Raw genomic sequence first — 22,939 nt, 5'->3', positions numbered from 1 at the left:
TTGCAATTATAGACGATCCTCAAAATGTCAAGAACGACATCTCAACCTTTGCCGGACGTATGCAGGAGTTCTCAAAGATATTCGAATGCAGGGATGCGCTTGTCGGAGTGGACGAGATAGAGCTCGGAACAGACAGTGACGAGGCAGCGGCGCTATTTAAAGTTATACTTGACGAGCTGATACTAAAAGGGCATAAGATAGTGGTGACAACCCACCATAAGCGTCTAGCGGCCCTAATGGCAGACCGCGAAGACGTAGAGCTGATGGCGGCAATCTATGATGAGAAAAACAGAGTTCCGACATATGAATTTATGCACGGTATCATCGGAAAAAGCTACGCATTTGAAACGGCACAGAGATACGGCATCTCAAACAAGATCGTACAAGAGGCAAAAGCCCTCTACGGAGACAACAGCGAAAAGCTCAATCTTCTTATAGAGAGAGGCTCGCAGCTGGAGCGCGAACTAAAGCAAAAGCACAAAACAGTCGACGAAAAAATAGATGAACTTGAGGCAAAAGAGCGTGAACTCAAAGAGGAGAGAGTAAAGATCTTCGAGGAGCTTGAGCGTGAGAAAAATGCTCTCAAAGAGAGCTACAAAACTGCAATAGACGAGGCAAAAAAAGCGGCTCGTGCAGGAGACATGAAGGCTATCCACAGAGCCATGAACGAGGCGAACAAAAAACTCCCTCCCGAGAAGAAAGAGCCGCAGATTGCACAGATTGCCGAGTTTAAAGTTGGCGACAATGTAAAGTACCACAGCAAAAAGGGTGTCATAGTCGCCATAAAAGAGAAAAAAGAGGCTATTGTCGAAGTCGACGGTATGCGCGTGAGAGTAAAGACATCACAGCTAAAACATACGCAGGTCATAAAGCAAAAACCGACCACCGACATAAAAGTAAACGTCCAAAAAAGAGCCGGATTAAAGTGCGACCTGCACGGCATGAGGGCCGAAGAGGCAACGGAAGTGCTCGATAAATTCATATCCGATGCTCTTATAAACGGCTGGGACGAGGTGATAGTTTATCACGGCATAGGAACGGGAAAACTCTCCTATGCCGTCAAAGAGTTTTTAAAAGCTCACCCAAGAGTAAAAAAGTTTGAGGACGCACCGCAGCACCTGGGCGGATTCGGCGCGAAAGTCGTGACACTCTAGATGAAGAGGACAGCGATCATCGGCGGCGGGGCAAGCGGACTTTTATGTGCAATATTTTGCGCAAAAAACGGCGTTGATGTAGAGCTGTTTGAACAGAACCAAAAGTGTGCCAAAAAGATATTGGTATCGGGAAACGGGCGCTGCAATATTACAAACAAAAATTTGAGCACAAATGACTACTTCTCTCAAAATCCATCTTTTGTAGAGTTTGCTCTCAAAGAGTTTGGATTTAATGAGTTTGAGAAGTTTTGCGAGAGCATCGGGCTTCTGCTTGACGCTAAAGAAGACGGCCGCGTCTACCCTCTTAGCAATGAGGCAAAAAGCGTTGCCGCTCTGCTTCTTAGCCATGCAAAAAGTCTGGGCGTAAAGATAAACACAGAGACAAAGATCAGCGATATAAAAAAGCTTTTAAACGACTATGATGCCGTAGTCGTCGCTACAGGTTCAGAGGCTGCATCTCATCTTGGCGGAAACAGGGACGGCTTGGAGTTCGCCAAAGAGGTCGGGCACAACATTATCCCCACATACCCATCTCTCGTTCAGCTCCATCTTGACTCCGGATGTGTCAAAAAAATGAGCGGTGCAAAAACAGATGGCGAAGTAACTCTGCTTATAAACAACAAAAAAGAGACAAGCTCAAGCGGTGATATTCTCTTTACTGACTATGGGGTTTCAGGCTTTGCAATTCTTGATATCTCACAAGCTGCAAGCGTTGCCATAAGAGATGGAGCAGATGTAAGCATATCCATAAACCTGCTACCATCATTTAACGCCCAAAAGCTCTCCTCCCATATCAGCAAGCTTGCCTCCGTGCAGAGTGATTTTACATTATCAGATATCTTAGCAGGGCTTGTTCCGCTTAAGATCACTTCGGGAATTTTGGATGAATTAAAGCTCTCTGCCACATTGAGCGGCAAAGATATCGACACTAAACTGAGCAAAAAAATAGCCAACCAGATTCTGAGTTGGCGTTTTAAAGTAAGCGATACCCACGGTTTCAGGCATGCTGAAGTTGCAGGCGGCGGAGTTGATACGACCGAGATAAATCCAAAAACATTTGAGTCGCTAAAACAAAAAAATCTTTACTTCTGCGGAGAGGTTTTAGACGTTGTAGGCCGCCGAGGCGGCTACAACTTCGCTTTTGCCTGGGCAAGCGGTTATTTGGCGGCAAATAATATAATAAAATCTTAAAATAGTTTTAACTATTTTAGGGTAAACTACTAGCACCTACCATTAAAGGAGTTCTAGATGTCGATGCCCTTTATAATTCTCCTCGTTTTAGCACTAATCTTAGTTTTGATGTACAACTCTCTGGTTGCAAAGAAAAATCAGGTTGAAAATATCTTTGCAAGTGTTGATACTGTCCTTAAAAAACGCTACGACCTCATTCCAAACCTTGTCGCTTCCGTAAAAGAGTATATGCAACACGAGAAATCGCTTTTGGAAGAGGTGACAAAGCTGCGCGCCGAAGCAATAAAACCAGACATCAGCGATGCAAACAAAATAGCTCTTGATGCAAAAGTGACCTCAGCCCTTGGCTCCATCATGGTCGCTGTTGAGAACTATCCGGAATTAAAGGCAAATGAGAACATTATGCATCTGCAACACACGCTTCATGAAGTGGAAGAGCAGATATCAGCTGCAAGACGTGCTTACAATCAAGCCGTGACAGACTACAACAATGCCATAGAGATGGTTCCTACAAATTTTATGGCATCTCTTATCAACTACAGAAGAAAAGAGGTGTTTGAGATCGTAGAGAGTGAGCGCAAAAATGTAGACGTTAAAGAGCTCTTTAGCTAGGTTTGACAGTGAAGAGCGTAAGTGAATTGACAGACTTTTACTACAAGAGTCTCTATCCCACGCTTGAAAAACTGGAAAAGAATAGAAAAAATCTCAGTCACCGCATCATTATGGTTGGGATTTTTCTCACGGTTATTGCAGGTGTTGCGGCATACTCGCTTCAAGGTTTTTATGAGTTTGTTCTCTTTGCTACCATCGCGCTTGGGGGTATTGCTTATAAATTTTTGGTTCACGACTATACGCATGAGTTTAAGATGAGCGTTATCAAGCCGCTTGTTCATGCCATAGACTCTTCGCTTGTATACGCATCAAACACACATGTATCCGACTACTATTTTGAGAACTCTAGACTCTTTGAAAAACCTGATAAACTCAGCGGAAATGACTATGTAAAAGGTCTTATTGACGGTATCAACGTCCAGTTCTCAGACATACATGCCCAAAAGAGGCACAAAAACTCAAAAGGAAGAGAGAGCTGGAGTACTCTCTTTCAGGGGCTTTTCATAGTCGCTGATTTCAACAAGCACTTCAGCGGAGAGACCGTTGTCCTGCCAGACAGCGCACAAAGTACGTTCGGAGACATCATCGGGCACTGGCTGCAGTCAAACAATATGGCAAGAGACGAACTGGTCAAGATGGATGACCCGGAGTTTGAGAAGGAGTTTGTCGTCTACTCCACAGACCAAGTGGAAGCAAGATATATCCTCTCAAATTCGCTAATGAAAAAACTCTTGGCCTTTCAACAAAAATCAAGCCATCAAGTTCACATCTCTTTTGTAGGATCTCATATCTATATGGCGATCAGCTATAACAAAGACCTGTTTGAACCATCAGTATTCCGCTCGCTGCTGGACTACAAGGTGGCTATGGAGTATGTAAAGACTCTGCATCTGGCAATAGGCGTTGTAGAGGAGCTTAAGCTCAATCAAAAGCTCTGGAGCAAAATATGAGCGAAAAAGAGATACTGTTTCAAAGCATCAAAGATTTTTTAACGCCGAAAATGCTTAAATACGCCCTTTTGCCATTTGTTATAAGCCTTATCGTTATGTATATCATCTTCTTTGTTGTAGCAGGTATGGGCGTTGAGCAACTTGGCACTATGCATATAGAGAGTTCTCAGACCACCATGCAAGAGGGCATCCCTCATACCGAGAACATAGAAGCGGAGCTAGAGGGCTCTGCTATCATAAAATTTTTGATGAGCTACACCATCACGTCGTGGCTGGCTACTTTTCTTATCTACGTAGTAGGAGGTTTTTTAACCATCTATCTCTCTGTCTTTGTAGCAGTCATTATCATCGGGTTTCTAACTCCGCTCATACTAAAAGAGCTTCGCCTAAGACACTACACAGAGGTTGATCTAATAGGCCATTCAAACCCTCTCTCTGCAATCTTTTTGGCCGTCAAATACTTTGCGGTAATGGTACTTCTCTTTTTTCTTCTCATCCCTTTTTACTTTGTCCCGCTTCTAAATATAGTGGCGATCAACATACCGCTCTACTACTTTTTTCATAAGATGCTTACCTTTGATGTCTCTTCAACCATATGCACAAAAGATGAGGCTAAACAGATCGCCTTTTTCAATAAAAGCAACATCAGGCTAAAAACCCTTCTGCTCTATCTTATCTCGCTTGTTCCGTTTGCCATATTTTTCGGAGCTATATTTTTTGTCATCTACCTAGGGCACACTTACTTTTTGGAGACCAAAAAGATCAGAGCACTCACTCCCTCTTTGTCTCAAGATCTTCAAGCATAATGTCGATGAGAGTCAAATAGTGCTTCTCGCCAACATCTTTCTTAATGTCTCTAAATATCGAATAGACTTTACTGCCGTTGTAAAAAAGTTCTAAAACAAGCAGCCCTTCATAGGTGTAATCTGAGGAGGTTTTTGAGAGCGGATTTGTGCATGAGAGAGTATAATCTCTATACTCAACCCGCAGCATATAATCTGACTTACCGACAACAAAACCTTTTTTCTCCATAACTTTTTTTGTGATAGCAAGAGAGCGTTCATCATTTGCGACGATATCTATTGATGAGATATTTGCACCGACCATGCTCTTGTCATAGATGTTTTTATAGACCTTTCCGTCACAACCTAAAAAGAGAAAAAGTAACAGTACCAAAATAGTGTTTTTCATAAAAATTTTCTTTTTCTATAATTTTATCTCTTAATCGCTACAATTTGACAAAAAAGGGGAATTAATCGTGAAAAGACCATATTTAGACTCTATACCTGATGAAAACGGATTTTTTGGAAAGTTTGGAGGCGCATTTATTCCGCCTCAGCTTGAAAAGCCTTTTCAAGATATAAACGAAGCGTATGACAAACTATCAAAATCTTTTGTTTTTCTTGATGAGCTTAAAAAGATCAGAAAACATTACCAAGGCCGTCCTACTCCAATCACCTACTGCAAAAATCTCTCAGATTTCATCGGCGGAGGGCAAATCTACCTTAAGCGTGAAGACCTTAACCATACGGGTGCGCACAAGCTAAACCACTGTATGGCGGAGGCGCTCTTAGCAAAACATCTCGGTAAGAAAAACTTATAGCAGAGACAGGTGCAGGTCAGCACGGTGTGGCTCTTGCGACCGCTGCAGCCTACTTCGGACTTGAGTGTGAGATACATATGGGCGAAGTCGATATTGCAAAAGAGCACCCGAATGTTGTGCGTATGCAGATACTGGGAGCCAAAGTAGTTCCTGCGACTCACGGTCTTAAAACACTTAAAGAAGCGGTTGACAGCGCATTTGAAGCGTATTTAAAAGATACGGACAATCAGCTCTTTGCCATAGGCTCAGTCGTTGGACCTCACCCTTTTCCAAAGATGGTAAGAGACTTTCAAAGCGTAGTTGGAATCGAAGCAAAAGAGCAGTTCTTTGAGATGACGGGCAAACTTCCGGACATGGTAACGGCTTGTGTAGGAGGCGGAAGCAACGCTATGGGAATTTTCAGTGCTTTTATAGAAGACGCTGTGAAGCTCTACTCTGTAGAACCTGCAGGAAAAGGTGTTAACATAGGTGAACACAGTGCAAGTCTAACTTACGGAAGCGAGGGGGTAATGCATGGATTTAACTCCATTATGCTAAAAGACAGCGAAGGCAACCCGGCTCCGGTTCACTCTATCGGAAGCGGCATAGACTATCCATCTGTTGGACCGGAACATGCCTACTTGAACAGTATAGGAAGAACAAACATCGGTCTTTGCAGTGACGACGAAGCGGTAGATGCTTTTTATAAGCTATCTCAGCATGAGGGGATCATCCCTGCCCTTGAGTCGGCACATGCAGTAGCATTTGCAATGAAATATGCAAAAGAGAATCCAAAAGAGGCTATTTTAGTAAATCTCAGCGGAAGAGGAGACAAGGATATTGACTACATAGTAGAAAACTACCCTATTCCTCTAAAAGACTAGAGTTTAGAAATATGCTCTGAGAGGGCTTGTATCTCAGCATCTCCAAGCTTGGAGACCTGCCCTACCATAATACTTTTCATAGCTCCGCCGTAAGTTCCCGCTTTATATCCGTTTAAAGCATCTTTTATCTTATCAGAACTCCAGCCCTTTATGATCTGAGACTTGCCAAGAGCTACTTTTGAGCCGTCTGCACCGTGACATCCTGCACACACTTGGTAAAGTTTTGCTCCATCAACCTGAACTTCGGCTATCATTGTCTCTGCCTCTTCAACTTTAGCTGCGACTGCTTCCTTGCTCTCTTCAACTTTCGTAGCAACTTCCTCTTTTACTTGCTCGGCTGTCTTAACAACCTCCTCTTTTACCTCTTTTGCTGCTTCGATAGCTTCGCTCTTTACATCTTTAACGTTTTGAGTTACACTCTCCTTCTGCGCAGTTGCGCTCTCCTCTGCCGACTGTTTGTTATCACCGCTGCAACCAAGTAGAAACAGGGCTAATACTGACGATATGAAAATTTTCATGAAACTCTCCTTTTTCCTCATTATACTCATAAGTTTTAAACTATAACATAAAAAAAATTTTAACAATTTTTATCTAATTTATTTAAAATTATGATTTTTAGAAAAATAAGGATAGAATGGTTAAAATCTGTTATATGTCAAATGGAAACAGCAGTATGAAAAATATCGACCATGACACAACAAAAGAGAACTTCAAATACTTTATCTTAATAACTATTATGCCGATAATTGGCGTTACCATAATATTCTCCTACGCTTTTTTACATCTGCAAAAAGATTTAGAATTCATAATTGACGAGATAAAAGGCTTATCGACCATAAAAGAGGTTCAAAATACGGTTTTCAATCTCCAAAGATTAAGGGGATTAGTGTGTATACAGGAGCCTTCAACAAACTCACTTCAAGAACTCGAACTTACAAAAGAGAACATATCGAAAAATCTCATATCTCTAAGAGAGGCTATTAACGCTTATGATAAAAATGGCTTTTTAAAATCGGAACTGTTAGATTTTATAGACTCTATAGATAAAAACTCTTTGGAATTTGCCAGTTTTGGCTATTTTTCCGAATTGATTGAAGAGTTTATGAACTACTCCAACCGTATCTCTTACGGATGTAATCTTATTCTAGACCCTAAAATGGACTCTTATGTAATGATAGAGAATGTGGTCTACCTTCTTCCACAGCTTATCGAGTACAACGGTCAGATAAGGGCAACCGCGGCAGGCACGAAAGGCAGAGAACTTACAAAGCACCAAAAAGAGTACTTCGTTATACAGATGAACAAGATAGAAGAGGTACTAAAAAAGCTGGAATTCAATCTGGATATACTCTACGCCACAGAGCAAAACATAGATATGAAAGAGCAGCATGTAAAGATGAGAAAGGCGCAAAAAGCCATCATTGAATTTACCCAAATAAATCTCTTGAGTGCGAGCAGTGTAGCTCTTGAACCGGATGGGATTTTTGAGCTGATCACTAAAAACATCAATCTTATAATCGCTCTTTACGATGTCAACGCTATATATTTAGAAAAAAGCCTTAACAACAGGCTTAAAGAGACAAAACAGCTCTCCATCTACGTAATAATAGCGGGGGTTTTCTCCATCTTGTTTATTGCATATATAAACGGCATCTTTTATTGTAAAAACAGAAAATATATAAAAAACATACAAAAATTGACAATTACAGACTCTATGACTTCCCTATACAACAGAAGACACTTTGACAAAGTTTTTGAAGATAACCTAAAGATACAGAGCAGGACAAAACAGCCGCTTGTGTTCATTATTTTGGATGTTGATTTCTTTAAACAGTTCAACGACACCTATGGTCATCAGGCGGGAGATCATGTTATAAAAATAGTGGCAAAAAATCTTAGAAACTCACTTAAGAGAGCCGGTGATATGGCTTTTAGGCTTGGAGGCGAAGAGTTTGGCATATTATGTACGGGTATGCATCACAAAGAGGCTCTCTCTTTTGCAAACGGCATAAAAGAGAGTATCGAAAATGAAAAGATAGAACATGAAAAAAACGGTGCAAGCAGATATATAACTATATCTATGGGAGTTATCGTCATTGAACCGAACACTCTCCACAATGTTAACGAAATATACAGATGCGCCGATGAAGCGTTATACAGAGCTAAAGAGAGCGGACGCAACAGAGTTGTAGTATATAACAAAGAAACCTTTGCTTAGAACCAAAGCTACTCCTCTTTACCCTCCTCTTTTAGTACCATTGCCCTAAAAGCCTCATCCTTTGGAACCAATCCGGCTTCGTACAAAAACTGTGACGGCAGGAAGTTTAGTTTTTTGATCTTGTCATATTTTGCGTAGCTAAGATAGAGTATATCCTTTGCGCGCGTAACCGCCACATAAAAAAGCCTTCTCTCCTCATCAAGCGAGCCGCCGCGCTGCATAAGTTTACGGTTTGGGAAGCGCCCGTCCATCAGATCGACAATATAGACCTCTTTATACTCCAAGCCTTTTGAAGCGTGCACGCTAAGAAGATTTACCCCCTCGCCCTGAGTCAGATCGGACGAACCAAGAATCATTGCATTTAAAAATCTCTCATGTTCGCTGTACGGTTTTGAGAGCTCCTCTAGCAAAACCATTTTTCTTGCTATCTTAGATAGCGCATCCGCCTTTTGCTTCTCATCGATAGTGCCGTCTTTAAGCTGCGCTCTTCTACTTGCCAAAAATTCAGCTATATATTTGTATATTGCCGACTCTGCGATCTTTTTGACTATGGTACGCGGCTGTTTCACACCCTTTAGATCTCTAAACAAGAGGTAAAAATCATGCAGAAATGTAGCGTTCTCTTTTGTAAGTTTTGGATGTTTTAAGATCGGATTGCGCATAAATTTATCTTCAAATCCGAGTTTTGCGAATTTACCCACACTGCCAAGCTCTAAAAAATCATCAAAAAGACCCAGCTGATGGTTGAGTTTTCTCTTCTCAAACGGATTTTTGTTTGATTCGTCAGGCGCATAAAGGCCGTAAAATATGCTGCCGTGGCCTAACGTCTTAAGAGCAATGTAGAGCTCTTTTGCCATAGCACTTCCAATGCCTCTTGCAAACTCAAAGAGATGTATAAATGCCATCATGTCGGACTCGTTTACAAGCAAAGTATAAAAATCTAAAACTGCTTTAACTTCACGCGAGTCAAAAAAGCTTGTCCCGCCTTTTCGCTTGCACGAGATGCCAAGCTCACGAAGCCCTACCTCTATGCCGTCAGCCGAGGAGTTGTTTCGAAATATTACGGCTATCTCCTCCTGCGGTGTTTGCGTTGTGCTTATTTTGCGGGCAATGTCATGGTACTGATCGAAAAGCTCGTCATAAGCCAGCAGTGTCGGAGGCTGCGAAGTGTGAGAACGTGTAACTTCAAGTTTTTTTGGATATATCCGCTCATTGTGCTCTATGACCTTTGTGGCAAGCGAGAGGATCGGCACGGTTGAGCGGTAATTTTTAGTCAGGGTATGCACTTGTGCGGTCGGAAATTTTTTTGAAAATGTCCCTATTATGGATATGTCAGCACCGTTAAAAGCGTAGATGCTCTGATCGTAATCCCCGACACAAAAGAGTGACGGCGGGCTCATCGCATCTATAAGCGTGCCTTGGAGCGCATTTGTATCCTGATACTCATCGACAAGCACCTCTTTGTAACCAAGGTCTTTGCTCTTGCACATCTCTCTGAAGTTTAGCAGCAGATCATTGAAGTTTACAAAGCCGTACTCTTTTTTCAGAGCCTCGAACTCATCGACAATGTCTGCATATATCATCGCAAAGAGCTCATGTTCAGGGTATCTGTTTTTAACCCACTCTTCAAAGTTATCTTCAAGTTCCGTATTTTGGTAAAAGGAGTATACGTCATATAGATAGTTTCCGCCATAAGGCATTATCTCCGCCCCTATGTGCCCAAAAGAGCGCTTTTCATAAACGCTTCTAAAGAGCGTCTTTAACTCTCTTTGCTGCTTTAAAACGACTTTTTTGTCATCCTTTTTAAGCCATCTGTAACTTACAGCATGAAATGTCCCCGCATCTATCTTTGAAGCTACATCATTGCCGAAAAAATCTGCAACACGCTGAACCATCTCTGCAGCTGCTTTGTTTGTGAAAGTAAGAAGCAAAATCTCTTGTGGTTTTACGCCCGCATCTAAAAGATAAGCGATTCTGCCTACAATAGTAGAGGTCTTGCCGGTTCCTGCAGAAGCTATGATGAGATTTTGTCTGTTTTTTGATGTTGCAGCGAGGTACTGTTCCTCATTTAAACGCGAAAGTGGCAAAAAGACTCCTCTTAAATTAAGAGTGAAATTATACTATCATAAGCTTCAACTTTTTAAAAAAAGAGCTTCTATTGTGTAGTGTTTGCGCAAGAACAAATAAAACTCAAATAAGCAAAGCCTCACATCTTTTTGGATATAATCGCGAAAATTTTTATACTATTTAAGGTCAAAAACATGTCAGCAAAGAGCTATGAACCGAGCATTACGGAAGATGAATTTTACAAGATCTGGGAAGAGAGAGGCTACTTTGAGGTAGATGGCAACAGAGCCATTCAAGAAGATGGAAAAAATTTCTCTATTATGATGCCTCCTCCAAATGTCACAGGTCGTCTTCACATAGGTCACGCACTTACGTTTACGCTTCAAGACATCATCACACGATACAAAAGAATGGACGGATACAAAACTCTTTGGCAGCCGGGAACCGACCATGCGGGGATAGCGACGCAAAACGTGGTAGAGAAACAGCTCCTAGCACAAGGCACGACAAAAGAGGAGATCGGCAGAGAGGCGTTTTTAGAGCGTGCGTGGGCGTGGAAAGAGGAGTCTGCGGGAGTTATGACCTCACAGCTTCGTAAAATGGGTGTAAGCCCTGCGTGGAAACGTGAGCGCTTTACTATGGATGAAGGACTTCAAAAGTCGGTAAAAGAGGCTTTTGTTCATCTATACAATCAAGGGCTTATCGTTCGCGGAAACTACATGGTAAACTGGTGTACGCATGACGGCGCGCTTAGTGACATAGAGGTAGAACATGAAGAGCATGAAGGCAAGTTCTACCACATAAAGTACCCTTTTGCAGACGGCAGCGGTTTCGTTGAAGTTGCGACCACCAGACCTGAGACATACTTCGGCGATACGGCTGTAATGGTGCATCCGGATGATAAAAGATACAAAGATATAATCGGTAAGAAGATAAGACTTCCTCTGACTGAGAGAGAGGTTTCTATTATTGCCGACGAGCATGTAGACATGACATTTGGAACGGGTGTTGTCAAGGTAACTCCCGCACATGACCAAAACGACTACGAAGTAGGCAAAAGACACGATCTTGAGTTTATTACCGTGTTTGATGAGAAGGGTATTTTAAACGAGTACGCCGGAGAGTTCGCAGGCTTGGAGCGTCTTGAAGCCCGCGATATTATCGTTAAAAAACTAGAATCCGAAGGCTTTGTTGTAAAGATAGAGGACCACAAACATCAAGTGGGACACTGCTACAGATGTAAAAACATCGTTGAGCCTTACATCTCAAAACAGTGGTTTGTAAGAAGTGAAGTCGCAAAGAAGTCGATAGAAAAGACAAATGGCGGCGAAGCGAAATTTTTTCCTCCTCACTGGATAAACTCATACAACTCATGGATGGGTGATCTAAGAGACTGGTGCATCTCCCGTCAGCTTTGGTGGGGACATCAGATCCCTGTTTTTTACTGCAACGACTGCGATCATGAGTGGGCAAGTCTTAAAGACGCGGAGCATGAGTGTCCAAAATGTGCTTCAAAAAACATTCATCAAGACCCTGATGTTCTTGACACTTGGTTCAGCTCCGCTCTATGGCCGTTCTCAACGCTTGGCTGGGGTAACGGTGATGTTGAGATGGATAAACTCTTCCAATCAGACGACCTAAAAGAGTTCTACCCGAACTCTCTTCTCATCACGGGCTTTGACATACTATTTTTCTGGGTTGCAAGAATGATGATGATGGGTGAGAGTTTTATGGGAGAGCTTCCGTTCAACCACATCTACCTTCATGCACTGGTCCGCGACGAGCACGGTCAAAAGATGAGCAAGTCAAAAGGCAATGTCATCGACCCGCTTGATATGGTAGAGAAGTACAGTGCCGATATTCTGCGCTTCACTCTTGCCATCAGCGCGGCACAGGGGCGTGATATAAGAATGAGCCAGGACAAGCTGGAGCAGAACCGCAACTTTACGAACAAACTATACAATGCGGCAAAATTTCTGCAGATGAACGTAGACACCTTTCCTGATCTAAAAGGTTTTTGTGTCGAGAGCCCGCTTGGAAGATATATGCTCTCACGCCTGAACGTTGCAACTGCCGAAGTGCGCTCTTCTATGGATGAGTACAGGTTCAACGATGCTGCAACTGCTGTTTACCGCTTTATCTGGAACGAGTTCTGCGACTGGGGAATTGAACTTAGCAAAGCTGACAAAAGCTCAATTGTTGAACTTGGCGCTATCTTTAAAGAGTCTATGAAGCTTCTGCATCCGTTTATGCCATTCATCACGGAGTATCTCTACCATGAACTCTCGGCAACAAGCCTGGAGAACTCTGAGTCTGTTATGGTCATGAAGTATCCGTATAAGACGAAAAAACGTCTTAAAGACGAGGCAAGATTTGAGGTGATCATGGATGTAATCATCTCCATCAGACGTGCAAAAGTCTTGGTAGATCTTGCAAATCAAAAGATAGAAAGAGCTTTTGTCAAAATAGACGGCATATCACAAGAAGAGCAGGAGCTTATGAAGCCTTTCATAATCAAACTTGCCAAAGTGGACAGCGTAGAGTTTACAGAGTCTAAAGTAGAGAACTCCGTAAGTGACATCTCACAAAAATGCGAGACATTTATTCCTACAGAGTCAATTGACCTCGCACCTATTATCAGCCGTCTTTCAAAACAGGATGAGAAGCTACAAAAAGAGATAGACAAGCTCGGCGGCATGCTAAACAATGAGAGATTTGTTGCAAACGCACCGGCAGATGTTTTGGCAAAGAACAGAGAGTTTCTTGCAGATGCACAAAGCAAACAGCAAAAAGTTCTCGAACAGTTAAATTCGCTGAAAAACTAAATGAGCAAAGTTTTTGAACCTAAACTTTTCACACTTCTAAAGTCAGGGATAAGCAAAGATCAGCTTGTCTCCGACATCTTTGCCGGCATCGTTGTCGGTATCGTTGCACTTCCGCTCTCCATCGCATTTGCCGTAGCTTCTGGTGTCTCTCCCGAAAAAGGTCTTATCACTGCGATCATTGCAGGTTTTATCATCTCTTTTTTTGGCGGAAGCAGAGTACAGATCGGAGGGCCTACGGGAGCTTTTATAGTAATTATATATGCGATAGTTCAAGAGTACGGCATTGACGGGCTCATTATCTCTACCATGATGGCAGGGGTCATTCTCATACTATTTGGGCTTTTACATCTAGGAAACTTGCTGAAATACTTTCCCCATCCGCTAATTGTGGGCTTTACAAGTGGTATTGCCGTTATTATCTTTTCAACGCAGATAAAAGATGCACTGGGGTTAAATATTGAGAAAATGCCATCGGAGTTCTTCCAAAAATGGGTCACATATTTTTCTCACGTAGATGAGACAAACTTATATGCGCTCGCAATTACGGCTGCAACGATTTTGATAACGATCTATTTTAGAAAGATAACTGCCAGAGTTCCAGGCTCTTTTGTTGCCATAATCTTCATTACATTTATCGTTCAAGCTACAAATATTCCAATTACAACCATTGAGTCCTTCTTCGGAGAGATCCCAAACACTTTTACTTTCTCGCTTCCAAGTATCGAGATTGAGAACCTCTACATCTATATCGCTCCTGCTCTTACCATAGCGCTGCTTGGAGGTGTAGAGTCACTTCTCTCTGCCGTTGTGGCTGACGGTATGATAAGCGGCAATCACCGCTCTAACACGGAACTTATAGCTCAAGGTATTGCGAATATTCTCACTCCTATTTTTGGCGGTATTGCGGCAACGGGTGCAATTGCGAGAACCGCTACGAACGTAAAAAACGGCGGAAGAACTCCGATAGCCGGAATTGTGCACGCCATGACACTGCTTCTTATAATGCTTATATTTGCAAGCTACGCAAAGCTTATCCCTATGGCATGTTTGGCTGGGATATTGATAGTAGTAGCGTACAATATGAGCGAGTGGCGCTCTTTTATATCTATATTAAAAGGCTCACCTTTTGACATCATAGTCCTTCTTAGCACATTCTTGCTTACCGTATTCGTTGATCTGACAGTAGCTATTGAGATCGGAGTTGTCCTCTCCTCGCTTCTGTTTATGAAGAGAATGGCGGATATCGGCATAAAGACCCCGTGCCGTGTTGACAGCGACCTGCTTGATGACTATTCGGATCTGCCTGAGGGCGTCTCCATCTACGAGATAAGCGGTCCGCTTTTTTTCGCATCTGCAAAACAGTACTCGGGAGTCATAAAGGAGATAGGGCTTAAGAGCAAGATACTCATAATCCGTATGCGTCACGTTCCTTTTGTGGACTCAACAGCCCTTCACAACTTTGAGGAGATGCTAAAGACACTGCAAAAATCAGATGTAAAAGTGCTTCTCTCAGGTGTAAACAGCGATGTACTGCAAGATTTGAAAAAGTATGAGATAACTAGTCTGATAGGCGAAGAAAATATACTTGACTCTTTTGATGAGGCTGTAAAAAAAGCCAAGAGCATTACGCCGGCTGCTTAGTTGCTCTTTACGACTATGTAACTTTGGGGCTTGATAGACCTGTATTTTGGCATTCCAGTGCCTATGGTAGAGTTTATATATGTCGGATCTGCTATAACATACTCTTTTGAACCTGCTCTTATCTTCTCTCCCTCAAGCGGGATATAAAGAGCGGTTGCCATATGGTCCTCATACTTTACACCGAGCGTGCTTACTCCGAAAAGCTCTCTTATCAAGTAAGAAAAAAGGATCGCTCTGTCTTCACAATCTGACCTGTCGTAAAAAAGCGTCTCCTGAGCGAACATCACCTTCTCTTTTCCGAATTGCTGATTGTCCTGCTCATATTTGAACGATTTTTGCACAAAAGTAAGCACAAAGTTCATAGCTTCGCTCGCTTTTTTGCCGTCAATATATTTTTTGATGGATATCGCCAGCTCTGTGTATGTCCTCTTATCAAGAGGAGCGTTGAAAAAGGTCCCATAGTCGGCCTGCGGATATGTGGACATAAACTCTATAAGGTTCTTGTTGTATGAGATAGCGATCTCGTATCTATTGTTAAAGTGTTCGAAGCTCAGAAGTTTATCCTCAAAATCCTCTCCTAAGATCGGAAGCTCATCGAGCGAGAGATCAAGCGCCTTTGTGGCACCCGGATAATCTTGTTTGTAAGAAAAGACTCTCCCTATGCTCTCTTTTGAGTTGTCTAAGAAAACATAATACTTTTTGCTATCGAAGTTAAAGCTTGGTGCGGCATAGATCGTCTTTGTCGAGTAGTGCATCAATACTACATGCCTGTCGTCCAGGCCGATCTTTACTCCGTAGCCCAATTTATTTAACAAAAACCAGCTAAGAAGCTTAGCGTTGTCTCTGTTTTCATATATGCTCTTAGATATCTTTGAGACTAATAGGTAGAGACCCCAGTCATTTAAGTTCATAGAACTTGAGACTCTTTTTATATCCAAAACCAGATCTTCATAATCGCTTGAAGCGACACTCTCAAAAAAGTTGGCTATACCGGTCTGATTTGCAGGGTAAAAAGTCGCTCTTTTTACACCGTCTGAAATATCAAACTCCAAATTTTTACCGTAAAAATCAAAAGTGATATCTTTTTGCACTTTTTGTGCAGGCAAAGACTCGGCAGGCTCTTTTTGAGGTGGTGGCAAATCCTCTTTAAGCTCTTTTTTTTCTTCTATCTCTATATTTATCTTCGGTCCGACCGGCTTGATCTGAGTCGGTTTTGCAGGCTCGATCGTTACGGGTTTTGGCTTATCGTAAAGAGGTTTCATCTCCTCAAGTACATAAGCTTTCCACTCCTGTTTCAAGTAGTTGCCAAATTCCCTGTCCCTCTCATCCTTATACTCTTTAAAGGAGTCCGTTTGAGACTTTTTAAAATCTTTAAAGCTCTGCTGGGCAAGAAGTGTTGAAAAACTCAGTGCAATAAGTAGACTAAAACGGCCAGACAGCCTGAATAATTTTTGTACCCCAGCCCTGTTTTGTCGCACGGTCAACATCTCCCTCTGTCTTATAAAGAATTTTAGCATCACTGATCTGTGAAGACTCTATCCTGTTGTACTGATCAATATCATAAGGGCGTATCACGCCGCCGATCTGTATGATCTGCTTCTGGTCATCGACCAGGATCTCTCTCTTGCCCGATATAAAATAGTTTCCGTTCTCCAGCACTTTTACAATTCTGGCAGAAATTGTCGTACTGAAAGATGCATCTCTTGATGCACTTCCCTGTCCTGCATAAGCACTGCTTGAACTGCCTGAAAAGCCTATATTGCTCAAGCCGTTTAGTTTATTTACAGCCGAATTTACCGCAGAATTCGTACCGCCTGAACTGAAAAGACCGCCGCCCAGACCCATAGTGTCATCTTCGCTAAGCTGTTTTGAACCGGTACTTGAACTCTGCGCATTTTCAGATATGATGACCGTCACGACATCATTTACGTGCATAGCCTTATGATCGGTAAAAAGCGGGTTTTCTCCCTGCCCAAAGATACTTCCTACAGAAGCAAAATCTTTCTTGTCTTCACGTGAGGGCATCTGCTCTACATAAGCAGGAGGCTCAAAGTCTATCTCAGGATCCGTCAAATTTGCCGTACAACCGGAAAAAAATAGTATAGCATAAATTGGCATCAGCACCATTAAAACGGTTTTTTTCAATTCTTCTCTTTCGGTTCTTATTTATTAGTTATAATTCTAGCAATAATAGTTCCACATAAAAGGAAAAAAGTGAATTTAAGAGAAAGAATCAATCAAGACGTAAAAGATGCCATGAAGGCAAAAGATAACAAAAAAAGAGATGCTCTAAGACTTTTGAGTAGTGCCTTTAAACAGATAGAAGTAGATGAGAGAAAAGAGCTTAATGATGATGACGTTATAAAAATAATTCAATCGCAGGTCAAAAGAAGAGATGATGCCGCGACTCAGTACAGAGATGCAGGACGCGACGATCTGATGCAAAAAGAGCTAGATGAGATAGCTTACTATAAAGAGTACCTGCCGGCACAACTAAGCGACGAGGAACTAAACGAAGCGCTAAAAAGTATAATTGCAAAAATAGGTGCAACGACCATTAAAGATATTGGAAGAGTTATGGGAGCAGCATCCAAAGAACTCTCAGGCAAGGCTGACGGCAAAAGGATCAACGAGTGTGCAAAGGCGCTATTATCATAAGAGAAGATACTCTTCTCTTATCTTAGTTTAACCGAACTTCAGTTTTCTAATCGTGTGCGAGGCGTTTGCCTCTTTTTAGGCGTTTTTATTTTTTTCCGTATTTCAAATTTCTAAGCGCCACTTCTTCATCTGCTTCTCTCATTAGAGATTCGCCTACCAAAAATGCATCGACACCAGCTTTTGAGAGATCCTCAAGCTGTCCGTGTTCATAAATACCGCTCTCTGCAACGATTATCTTGCCGTTTGGAATCATCGGTATCAACTCATAAGAGAGCTGCATGTTCATCTCAAATGTTTGGAGGTTTCTATGGTTTATCCCGATAATATCGCTCCCCGCGTAGATCGCTTTTACCAGATCGCTCTTGTCATGAACCTCAACGAGTGCTTCCATACCCAGATGTCTTGTATATCCCAAAAGCTCTTTTAACTCACCTTTGCTAAGAGCCGCAGCGATAAGTAAAATAAAATCCGCACCATGCACCATAGCTTCAAGTATCTGATATTTTGTAACTATAAAATCTTTTCTAAGAAGCGGTATCCCAACATATCTTCTTATCTGTCCCAAATAGTCCAAGTTTCCTTGAAAAAAGTGAGGTTCGGTAAGAACAGAGATAGCGCTCGCCCCTCCCCTCTCATAACTCTGTGCTATCGCTATGGGATCAAAATCTTCACGGATAACACCTTTTGAGGGAGAGGCTTTTTTTACCTCGGCTATAATTCTGTACGGATCCTCCTCCGTAGCTCTTAAGTATGGAAAGACATCTCTCGGCGCTCTTGCATTAAAGGCGAGTGAACGCCCTAACCAGTCGAGCGAGAACTCCTTCTCTCTTTTTATTACATCTTCTCTTGTTTTTTTTATTATCTCGTCTAATATCATTCTACTTTTTACCCTTTTGTTTTTTGTTACACTTCTTTATAGCTTCAATATGTTCTACCACCTCGCTGTTGCTGCTTCCGTCCATATTTGCCACTTTTTTCATGATCTTTGCGGCTCTTTTGCAATCTCCGAGCTTATAGTACCCCCACGCCAGCGAGTCGAGATAGTAGATAGAGTTTGGCTCTATTTTAAGTGCCTCTTTAACATACTCTATCCCTTTTTTCACATCTATCTCATGATCTATCAGAAGATAGCCAAGGTAGTTAAGATAGGTGCCTTCTCTTTTTGTTTTTATTACCTCTTTTAACTTTGAGATAACGCTTTTGTGCATCTCTTTATCACGTTTATCCTCAGCGCTCTCGTATTCAAAAATAGCGCTCTGTCCGAGGTAGGCGACGTCGCCGCTCTCTTCATAGAGCTCTTTTGCGACACTGACGGCTTTTTTATAGTTTTTTGCCTGAATATAGAGCTGAAGCAGCAGTTCTTTGTTGATGTTGCTCTGCTCCAAAAACTCTATCATCTTTTTATAATCTTTTTTATAACCGTATATCTGAACTATTTTTTCACCTATATCTCTGCTTGAATCTATTTTATAGAGTCTTAGATAGGTAGATAAAAGACCGTCAACATTATTGTCATTGCTATAAAAACCTATAAGTTTTGAACAGATGAATTTTGTGCAACCATGTATTCTGGAGTGAGTCTCAAGCTGTGCGATCGCATCTTTTTTTCTTTCCAGATTTACATATAAGATGACTGCGATCTTCTCAAGTATCTTCTCGTTATAATCTTTAATATACGCGCCCTCAAGATACTTTACGGCGGTATCAAACTGCTTTAGTTTTACATATATCTCGCTTACAAGCAGATAGTCGTCAACGTTGTTGGACTTTGATACAAGCCTTAGACCAAGCTCCTTTGCCTCTAAGAGTCTCTGGGCTCTCATAAGGGCCACTATTTTGATCCTTACAAGCTCAAAATCATCTATCTTATCCCCTAAAGCGTCATCTGCTCTGCTTATTACTCTTTCGTTCTCATTTGCCGCCAACTCATCTCTTAGGGAGCGGTATAGGTACTCTTCTTTGCCTGTTTTTAAATAGAGAGTATTAAAAATATCCGATGAGTTCTTATAATCCTGCCTCTCCTCAAACAAAAGAGCATTTAGTATGTAAAGATCCTCATATTCAAAAACTTTCTCATGCCCCTTTACCTCTACTTCTTTAGAGGAGCACCCGAGAATGAAAATAAGTGCGGCAACTAGAAGAGAAAACCTCATAATACTAAGCATCAATGACTCCGGGGCACTCCAGTTTCAACTCATCGACCCTTGTCTTAAAATAGTCCCAAAAAGGAAAAGTTCTGCACTGCTGCGGTCTTGCTTCATAAATCGCACATCCGTTTGATTCTCTGTCATAAAAGGCGCACTCATAACTACCTGCGATCTTTCTCTCTTTTATAGAGTATCTGTATCCGTGTTTGAAAAGGTATTTTTCGCTAAAGAGTTGCACATCTAATCCTAACAATTTGGCGATACTCTCTATCTCGGAACTGCTTACGTGGATATATCCGCTCTCTCCTGTGCAGCATCTCGCTTGACATGTGCTGCATGCAGAGGCATCAAAAATGTAGTCGTATCCGTCTTTTTTAATTATATTTGACATTTTATACTTTGTGTCCGTGCTTTTTTATATATATTTTGAGCCTCTTTTGAAAACTCTTCGCCGTCAAAACTGATAAAGGGCGGCCAAACCTTCATAAGAGACTTTGAGCCGTTTCTGGCATGTATCATCACAAGAGATGCCTGCCTGTCGCTTTTAGGATGGACAAAACGCACATCAACCGCTCTCATATTTGTTTTTGCAAGCTCTGCGCAGATAAGTCCAAACTGCGAAGCGTCATAACAGAAAATAAAATGAGACTTCGGTTTTAAAAGTCTTGCGACCTTTTTAAAAAATCTATCTAACGGTAAGTTGACATTATAGCGTGCATTAAACAACATCTCATTTTCGCTCTTTGTAACACCGTCATGATAAAAAGGCGGATTTGAGATAATAAAATCATACTTCACATCCTCATCCAGTTCCAAAAAATCGCTCTTGTAGAGTCTGTAATCTATCTTGTTCACTCTCGCATTAATGGAAGCATACTCTGCAAAAACATCCTGCTTCTCAACCGCCTCAAGTTCGACTCTCTTAGCGTCTCTTGCCACCAAAAGCCCTACGACGCCGCACCCTGCTCCGACATCCAATACCTTGCCGCTTGGTTTGAAGTGCGAGATAAAATCATATAAAAATATTGAGTCGCTGTTGTAGCAGTAGCCCTCTTGCGGCTGGTAAAGAAGCATATATGCGATTCCTAAAAGTTCATTTTTGGATATAATTGCGCAATTATATCAAAACTGACCTTACGCACTATATGCTTTTTTGTACAAAAGATTAGAGTACCAGATATGAGGCAGATTTTTAAAGCCCTAGCATAGCTAAGGCGAGAAAATCTAACGATGTAGCTGATGCTTTAATCTTTTGCCCTATAGGTGGCTTTATATATACGCTCTTGCGTCGTCATAAAGTTTCGAGTTAGCTTTAGCTAGCTCTGCAACTTTTTTCCTTGCAATAACATATATCTAAAGCCATACAAAATTACATCTAGTGCGTAAGGTCAGTTACAAAGGCTTTAAATGATAATTATTCCGGCAAGGCTTGCTTCAAGCAGATTTCCACAAAAAGTTTTAGCAGACATCGGCGGAGTCCCGATGGTGGTCAGAACCGCTCAAAGAGTCGCACACTTGGGAAGGGTCGTAGTTGCGGCGGACGATGAACTAATTATCTCAACATGCAGAGCCCACGGCGTTGAAGCGATGCTGACATCAACAACTCACAAAAGCGGAACCGACCGCATAAACGAGTGTGCGAACATACTAAATGTAGATGATGACGAGCTTATTATCAACGTTCAGGCAGACGAGCCTTTTATAGAGGCTGATGTTGTAGAAAAGCTGATTAAAAGATTAGAGGAGCTAAAACAAAACGGCGAAGAGTTTATCATGGCAAGCTGTTACAACTCCATAAACAGCGAATCTGCGCAGGATGCCAACTTGGTAAAAGTGGTTCTGGACGACAAAGACAACGCCATCTACTTCTCACGCTCGCCAATCCCATATAATAGAAGCGGAGAAGCGCAGTACTTCGGTCATATAGGTATATACGGTTTTAGCAAAAAGAGCCTAAAAGAGTTTTGCGATCTTAATGATGCGCCTATTGAGGATATTGAAAAACTCGAGCAGCTTCGCGCGATCTATCATCAAAAGAAGATAAGCATGGTAAAAGTTACAAGCACAGGGTTTGGCATAGATACCGAGGAAGATTTAAAAAGAGCGGTGGAGATTTTTCTATAGGGAATTAAAAGAAGAAACGAAGCAAAAAGCTTCGTTTTGGGTATTTAGATATTGTCGCGAATACCTAAATCTGCTACAAGTTTAAGATAAGCATCTTTATCTTTTCTTTTAAAGTATTTCATAAGACGGCGGCGCTGTCCTACTAATTTTAAAAGACCTAGTCTTGATGCGTGATCTTTTTTGAACACTTTTAAGTGTTCAGTCAGTTCACTGATTCTCTCTGTTAATAGCGCGATTTGAACTTCACTTGAACCAGTGTCATTCTCACCACGTCCATACTTTGCAACAATCTCTTGTTTTTTCGCCGAATTTAAAGCCATGATAGCCTCCAAATGGTATATTGATCTAACAGTTATACAGGTCAAATAGATATCAGTGTATAAAGTTGAAGTGAAATAGTATCTAATTTATTCTTTTATTTCAACTTCTTTTGATATAATTTACAAAAATTTAATTAAAGTAATAATATGTTAATAACCCGTGCTAGCGAGTATGCGATACTCTCCCTAATTGTTTTGACAAAAGCTTCCGCTCCGATGGATAGCGAAACACTCTCAAGCCAACTCTCAATTCCAAAAAGTTTTCTGGCAAAGATCCTGCAGTCCATGGCAAAACAGGGTCTTTTAAAGTCATATAAAGGCGTCAACGGCGGTTTTGCCCTTGCACGTGAGCCAAAAGATATAAGCATGTTGCAGATCATGTCAGCGGTTGAGGGCAAAGCGCCTACGGTTTTTGATTGTGCGCCCTCTCTTGAGAGTTGCCCTCTGGACAAAGGCTCTCTATGTTCGATATGGCCTTTTTTAAATAAATTACAAGGTAAGATAGACTCTTTTTTAGCAGACTTGACTTTAGCAGACGTATTAGAGTAAAAAATTGGCAAAAAAAT

The 22,939-nt window shown here is 41.6% G+C and carries 21 protein-coding genes and 1 pseudogene; 12 read left to right on the top strand and 10 right to left on the bottom strand.

Annotated features, from left to right (window positions below; genetic code table 11):
• From RBR61_RS08575 to RBR61_RS08555, 5 genes are all read left to right on the top strand, one after another.
• Nucleotides 1-1,154, top strand: a 1,154-nt coding sequence (locus RBR61_RS08575; protein WP_320343586.1) for a Smr/MutS family protein, incomplete at its 5' end; no start/stop codon positions are given.
• Entirely contained in the window at nucleotides 1,155-2,345 is a 1,191-nt protein-coding gene (locus RBR61_RS08570; protein ID WP_320343584.1) for an NAD(P)/FAD-dependent oxidoreductase, read from the top strand. It begins immediately after the preceding gene.
• 57 nt (nucleotides 2,346-2,402) lie between these two features.
• Nucleotides 2,403-2,957 (top strand): LemA family protein, encoded by a 555-nt coding sequence (locus tag RBR61_RS08565; protein WP_320343582.1) that lies wholly within the window; start codon nucleotides 2,403-2,405, stop codon nucleotides 2,955-2,957.
• Between the two features lie 8 nt (nucleotides 2,958-2,965).
• Complete coding sequence (locus tag RBR61_RS08560; protein ID WP_320343580.1) at nucleotides 2,966-3,907, top strand: DUF3137 domain-containing protein; 942 nt, start codon at nucleotides 2,966-2,968, stop codon at nucleotides 3,905-3,907.
• Nucleotides 3,904-4,713 carry an EI24 domain-containing protein gene (locus tag RBR61_RS08555; RefSeq protein WP_320343579.1) on the top strand — a complete coding sequence of 270 codons (810 nt, stop codon included), beginning with the start codon at nucleotides 3,904-3,906 and terminating at the stop codon, nucleotides 4,711-4,713. Before RBR61_RS08560 ends, RBR61_RS08555 begins: the two co-directional genes overlap by 4 nt.
• On the opposite strand, the gene RBR61_RS08550 is transcribed toward RBR61_RS08555, so the two are convergent.
• A complete protein-coding gene (locus tag RBR61_RS08550; protein ID WP_320343577.1) occupies nucleotides 4,679-5,098 on the bottom strand; it encodes a hypothetical protein in 420 nt (139 codons plus the stop codon). The genes RBR61_RS08555 and RBR61_RS08550 overlap by 35 nt on opposite strands.
• Nucleotides 5,099-5,165: 67 nt before the next feature.
• Here RBR61_RS08550 and trpB point away from each other — a divergent pair.
• A pseudogene (trpB, locus tag RBR61_RS08545) lies at nucleotides 5,166-6,373 on the top strand (tryptophan synthase subunit beta).
• Here the strand turns inward: trpB and RBR61_RS08540 are convergent.
• Nucleotides 6,370-6,891 carry a c-type cytochrome gene (locus RBR61_RS08540; protein WP_320343575.1) on the bottom strand — a complete coding sequence of 174 codons (522 nt, stop codon included), beginning with the start codon at nucleotides 6,889-6,891 and terminating at the stop codon, nucleotides 6,370-6,372. The pseudogene trpB and the gene RBR61_RS08540 sit on opposite strands and share 4 nt — an antisense overlap.
• Before the next feature lie 116 nt (nucleotides 6,892-7,007).
• On the opposite strand from RBR61_RS08540, the gene RBR61_RS08535 reads away from it, so the two are divergent.
• Nucleotides 7,008-8,591: a GGDEF domain-containing protein gene (locus RBR61_RS08535; protein ID WP_320343574.1), complete on the top strand. Its 1,584-nt coding sequence runs from the start codon at nucleotides 7,008-7,010 to the stop codon at nucleotides 8,589-8,591.
• An 8-nt stretch (nucleotides 8,592-8,599) separates the two neighbouring features.
• On the opposite strand, the gene RBR61_RS08530 is transcribed toward RBR61_RS08535, so the two are convergent.
• On the bottom strand, nucleotides 8,600-10,678 hold the full coding sequence (locus RBR61_RS08530) for an ATP-dependent helicase (protein ID WP_320343572.1): 2,079 nt from the start codon (nucleotides 10,676-10,678) through the stop codon (nucleotides 8,600-8,602).
• A 174-nt stretch (nucleotides 10,679-10,852) separates the two neighbouring features.
• Between RBR61_RS08530 and RBR61_RS08525 the strand changes: the two genes are divergently transcribed.
• Nucleotides 10,853-13,483, top strand: coding sequence for a valine--tRNA ligase (locus RBR61_RS08525; RefSeq protein WP_320343570.1), 2,631 nt, complete (start codon nucleotides 10,853-10,855; stop codon nucleotides 13,481-13,483).
• A complete protein-coding gene (locus RBR61_RS08520) occupies nucleotides 13,484-15,124 on the top strand; it encodes a SulP family inorganic anion transporter (RefSeq protein WP_320343568.1) in 1,641 nt (546 codons plus the stop codon).
• Here the strand turns inward: RBR61_RS08520 and RBR61_RS08515 are convergent.
• Together RBR61_RS08515 and flgH are read right to left on the bottom strand one after the other, a co-directional pair.
• Complete coding sequence (locus tag RBR61_RS08515; protein WP_320343567.1) at nucleotides 15,121-16,611, bottom strand: hypothetical protein; 1,491 nt, start codon at nucleotides 16,609-16,611, stop codon at nucleotides 15,121-15,123. The genes RBR61_RS08520 and RBR61_RS08515 overlap by 4 nt on opposite strands.
• The gene (gene flgH / locus RBR61_RS08510) at nucleotides 16,547-17,251 is read right to left on the bottom strand and encodes a flagellar basal body L-ring protein FlgH (RefSeq protein WP_320343590.1); all 705 of its coding nucleotides are present in this window, start codon (nucleotides 17,249-17,251) and stop codon (nucleotides 16,547-16,549) included. Before flgH ends, RBR61_RS08515 begins: the two co-directional genes overlap by 65 nt.
• Nucleotides 17,252-17,338: 87 nt before the next feature.
• Here flgH and RBR61_RS08505 point away from each other — a divergent pair, with 87 nt between their 5' ends.
• Nucleotides 17,339-17,782: a GatB/YqeY domain-containing protein gene (locus RBR61_RS08505; RefSeq protein ID WP_320343566.1), complete on the top strand. Its 444-nt coding sequence runs from the start codon at nucleotides 17,339-17,341 to the stop codon at nucleotides 17,780-17,782.
• Nucleotides 17,783-17,867: 85 nt separating this feature from the next.
• Here RBR61_RS08505 and trpC read toward each other — a convergent pair whose 3' ends face one another.
• Genes trpC through RBR61_RS08485 form a run of 4 tightly spaced genes read right to left on the bottom strand, consistent with a single transcriptional unit; the run spans nucleotide 17,868 to nucleotide 21,003 of the window.
• Nucleotides 17,868-18,659 (bottom strand): indole-3-glycerol phosphate synthase TrpC, encoded by a 792-nt coding sequence (trpC, locus tag RBR61_RS08500; RefSeq protein ID WP_320343564.1) that lies wholly within the window; start codon nucleotides 18,657-18,659, stop codon nucleotides 17,868-17,870.
• Between the two features lies 1 nt (nucleotide 18,660).
• Nucleotides 18,661-19,947, bottom strand: a complete 1,287-nt coding sequence (locus RBR61_RS08495) for a hypothetical protein (RefSeq protein ID WP_320343563.1) — start codon at nucleotides 19,945-19,947, stop codon at nucleotides 18,661-18,663.
• A complete protein-coding gene (locus tag RBR61_RS08490) occupies nucleotides 19,940-20,320 on the bottom strand; it encodes a YkgJ family cysteine cluster protein (RefSeq protein WP_320343561.1) in 381 nt (126 codons plus the stop codon). The genes RBR61_RS08495 and RBR61_RS08490 overlap by 8 nt, the downstream gene beginning before the upstream one ends.
• Nucleotides 20,308-21,003 (bottom strand): methyltransferase, encoded by a 696-nt coding sequence (locus tag RBR61_RS08485; RefSeq protein WP_320343559.1) that lies wholly within the window; start codon nucleotides 21,001-21,003, stop codon nucleotides 20,308-20,310. The genes RBR61_RS08490 and RBR61_RS08485 overlap by 13 nt, the downstream gene beginning before the upstream one ends.
• 333 nt (nucleotides 21,004-21,336) lie before the next feature.
• Between RBR61_RS08485 and kdsB the strand changes: the two genes are divergently transcribed.
• A complete protein-coding gene (gene kdsB / locus RBR61_RS08480) occupies nucleotides 21,337-22,053 on the top strand; it encodes a 3-deoxy-manno-octulosonate cytidylyltransferase (RefSeq protein ID WP_320343557.1) in 717 nt (238 codons plus the stop codon).
• 44 nt (nucleotides 22,054-22,097) lie between these two features.
• Here the strand turns inward: kdsB and rpsO are convergent, their stop codons facing one another.
• Entirely contained in the window at nucleotides 22,098-22,373 is a 276-nt protein-coding gene (rpsO, locus tag RBR61_RS08475) for a 30S ribosomal protein S15 (protein WP_320343556.1), read from the bottom strand.
• A 147-nt stretch (nucleotides 22,374-22,520) separates the two neighbouring features.
• Here rpsO and RBR61_RS08470 point away from each other — a divergent pair, with 147 nt between their 5' ends.
• Nucleotides 22,521-22,922: an Rrf2 family transcriptional regulator gene (locus RBR61_RS08470; RefSeq protein WP_320343555.1), complete on the top strand. Its 402-nt coding sequence runs from the start codon at nucleotides 22,521-22,523 to the stop codon at nucleotides 22,920-22,922.
• Nucleotides 22,923-22,939: the final 17 nt, after the last annotated feature.

This window comes from Sulfurimonas sp. (assembly GCF_034005705.1).
Classification (GTDB): domain Bacteria; phylum Campylobacterota; class Campylobacteria; order Campylobacterales; family Sulfurimonadaceae; genus Sulfurimonas.
This window is presented reverse-complemented; position numbering and strand designations above follow the sequence as displayed.

Bases quoted from the DNA above. Each gene is read 5' to 3' on its own strand.
- RBR61_RS08570 (WP_320343584.1), top strand. From the start codon at position 1,155: ATGAAGAGGACAGCGATCATCGGCGGCGGGGCAAGCGGACTTTTATGT.
- RBR61_RS08565 (WP_320343582.1), top strand. From the start codon at position 2,403: ATGTCGATGCCCTTTATAATTCTCCTCGTTTTAGCACTAATCTTAGTT.
- RBR61_RS08555 (WP_320343579.1), top strand. From the start codon at position 3,904: ATGAGCGAAAAAGAGATACTGTTTCAAAGCATCAAAGATTTTTTAACG.
- RBR61_RS08550 (WP_320343577.1), bottom strand. From the start codon at position 5,098: ATGAAAAACACTATTTTGGTACTGTTACTTTTTCTCTTTTTAGGTTGT.
- RBR61_RS08540 (WP_320343575.1), bottom strand. From the start codon at position 6,891: ATGAAAATTTTCATATCGTCAGTATTAGCCCTGTTTCTACTTGGTTGC.
- RBR61_RS08535 (WP_320343574.1), top strand. From the start codon at position 7,008: ATGGTTAAAATCTGTTATATGTCAAATGGAAACAGCAGTATGAAAAAT.
- RBR61_RS08525 (WP_320343570.1), top strand. From the start codon at position 10,853: ATGTCAGCAAAGAGCTATGAACCGAGCATTACGGAAGATGAATTTTAC.
- RBR61_RS08520 (WP_320343568.1), top strand. From the start codon at position 13,484: ATGAGCAAAGTTTTTGAACCTAAACTTTTCACACTTCTAAAGTCAGGG.
- RBR61_RS08515 (WP_320343567.1), bottom strand. From the start codon at position 16,611: ATGTTGACCGTGCGACAAAACAGGGCTGGGGTACAAAAATTATTCAGG.
- flgH (WP_320343590.1), bottom strand. From the start codon at position 17,251: ATGGTGCTGATGCCAATTTATGCTATACTATTTTTTTCCGGTTGTACG.
- trpC (WP_320343564.1), bottom strand. From the start codon at position 18,659: ATGATATTAGACGAGATAATAAAAAAAACAAGAGAAGATGTAATAAAA.
- RBR61_RS08495 (WP_320343563.1), bottom strand. From the start codon at position 19,947: ATGCTTAGTATTATGAGGTTTTCTCTTCTAGTTGCCGCACTTATTTTC.
- RBR61_RS08490 (WP_320343561.1), bottom strand. From the start codon at position 20,320: ATGTCAAATATAATTAAAAAAGACGGATACGACTACATTTTTGATGCC.
- RBR61_RS08485 (WP_320343559.1), bottom strand. From the start codon at position 21,003: ATGCTTCTTTACCAGCCGCAAGAGGGCTACTGCTACAACAGCGACTCA.
- kdsB (WP_320343557.1), top strand. From the start codon at position 21,337: ATGATAATTATTCCGGCAAGGCTTGCTTCAAGCAGATTTCCACAAAAA.
- rpsO (WP_320343556.1), bottom strand. From the start codon at position 22,373: ATGGCTTTAAATTCGGCGAAAAAACAAGAGATTGTTGCAAAGTATGGA.
- RBR61_RS08470 (WP_320343555.1), top strand. From the start codon at position 22,521: ATGTTAATAACCCGTGCTAGCGAGTATGCGATACTCTCCCTAATTGTT.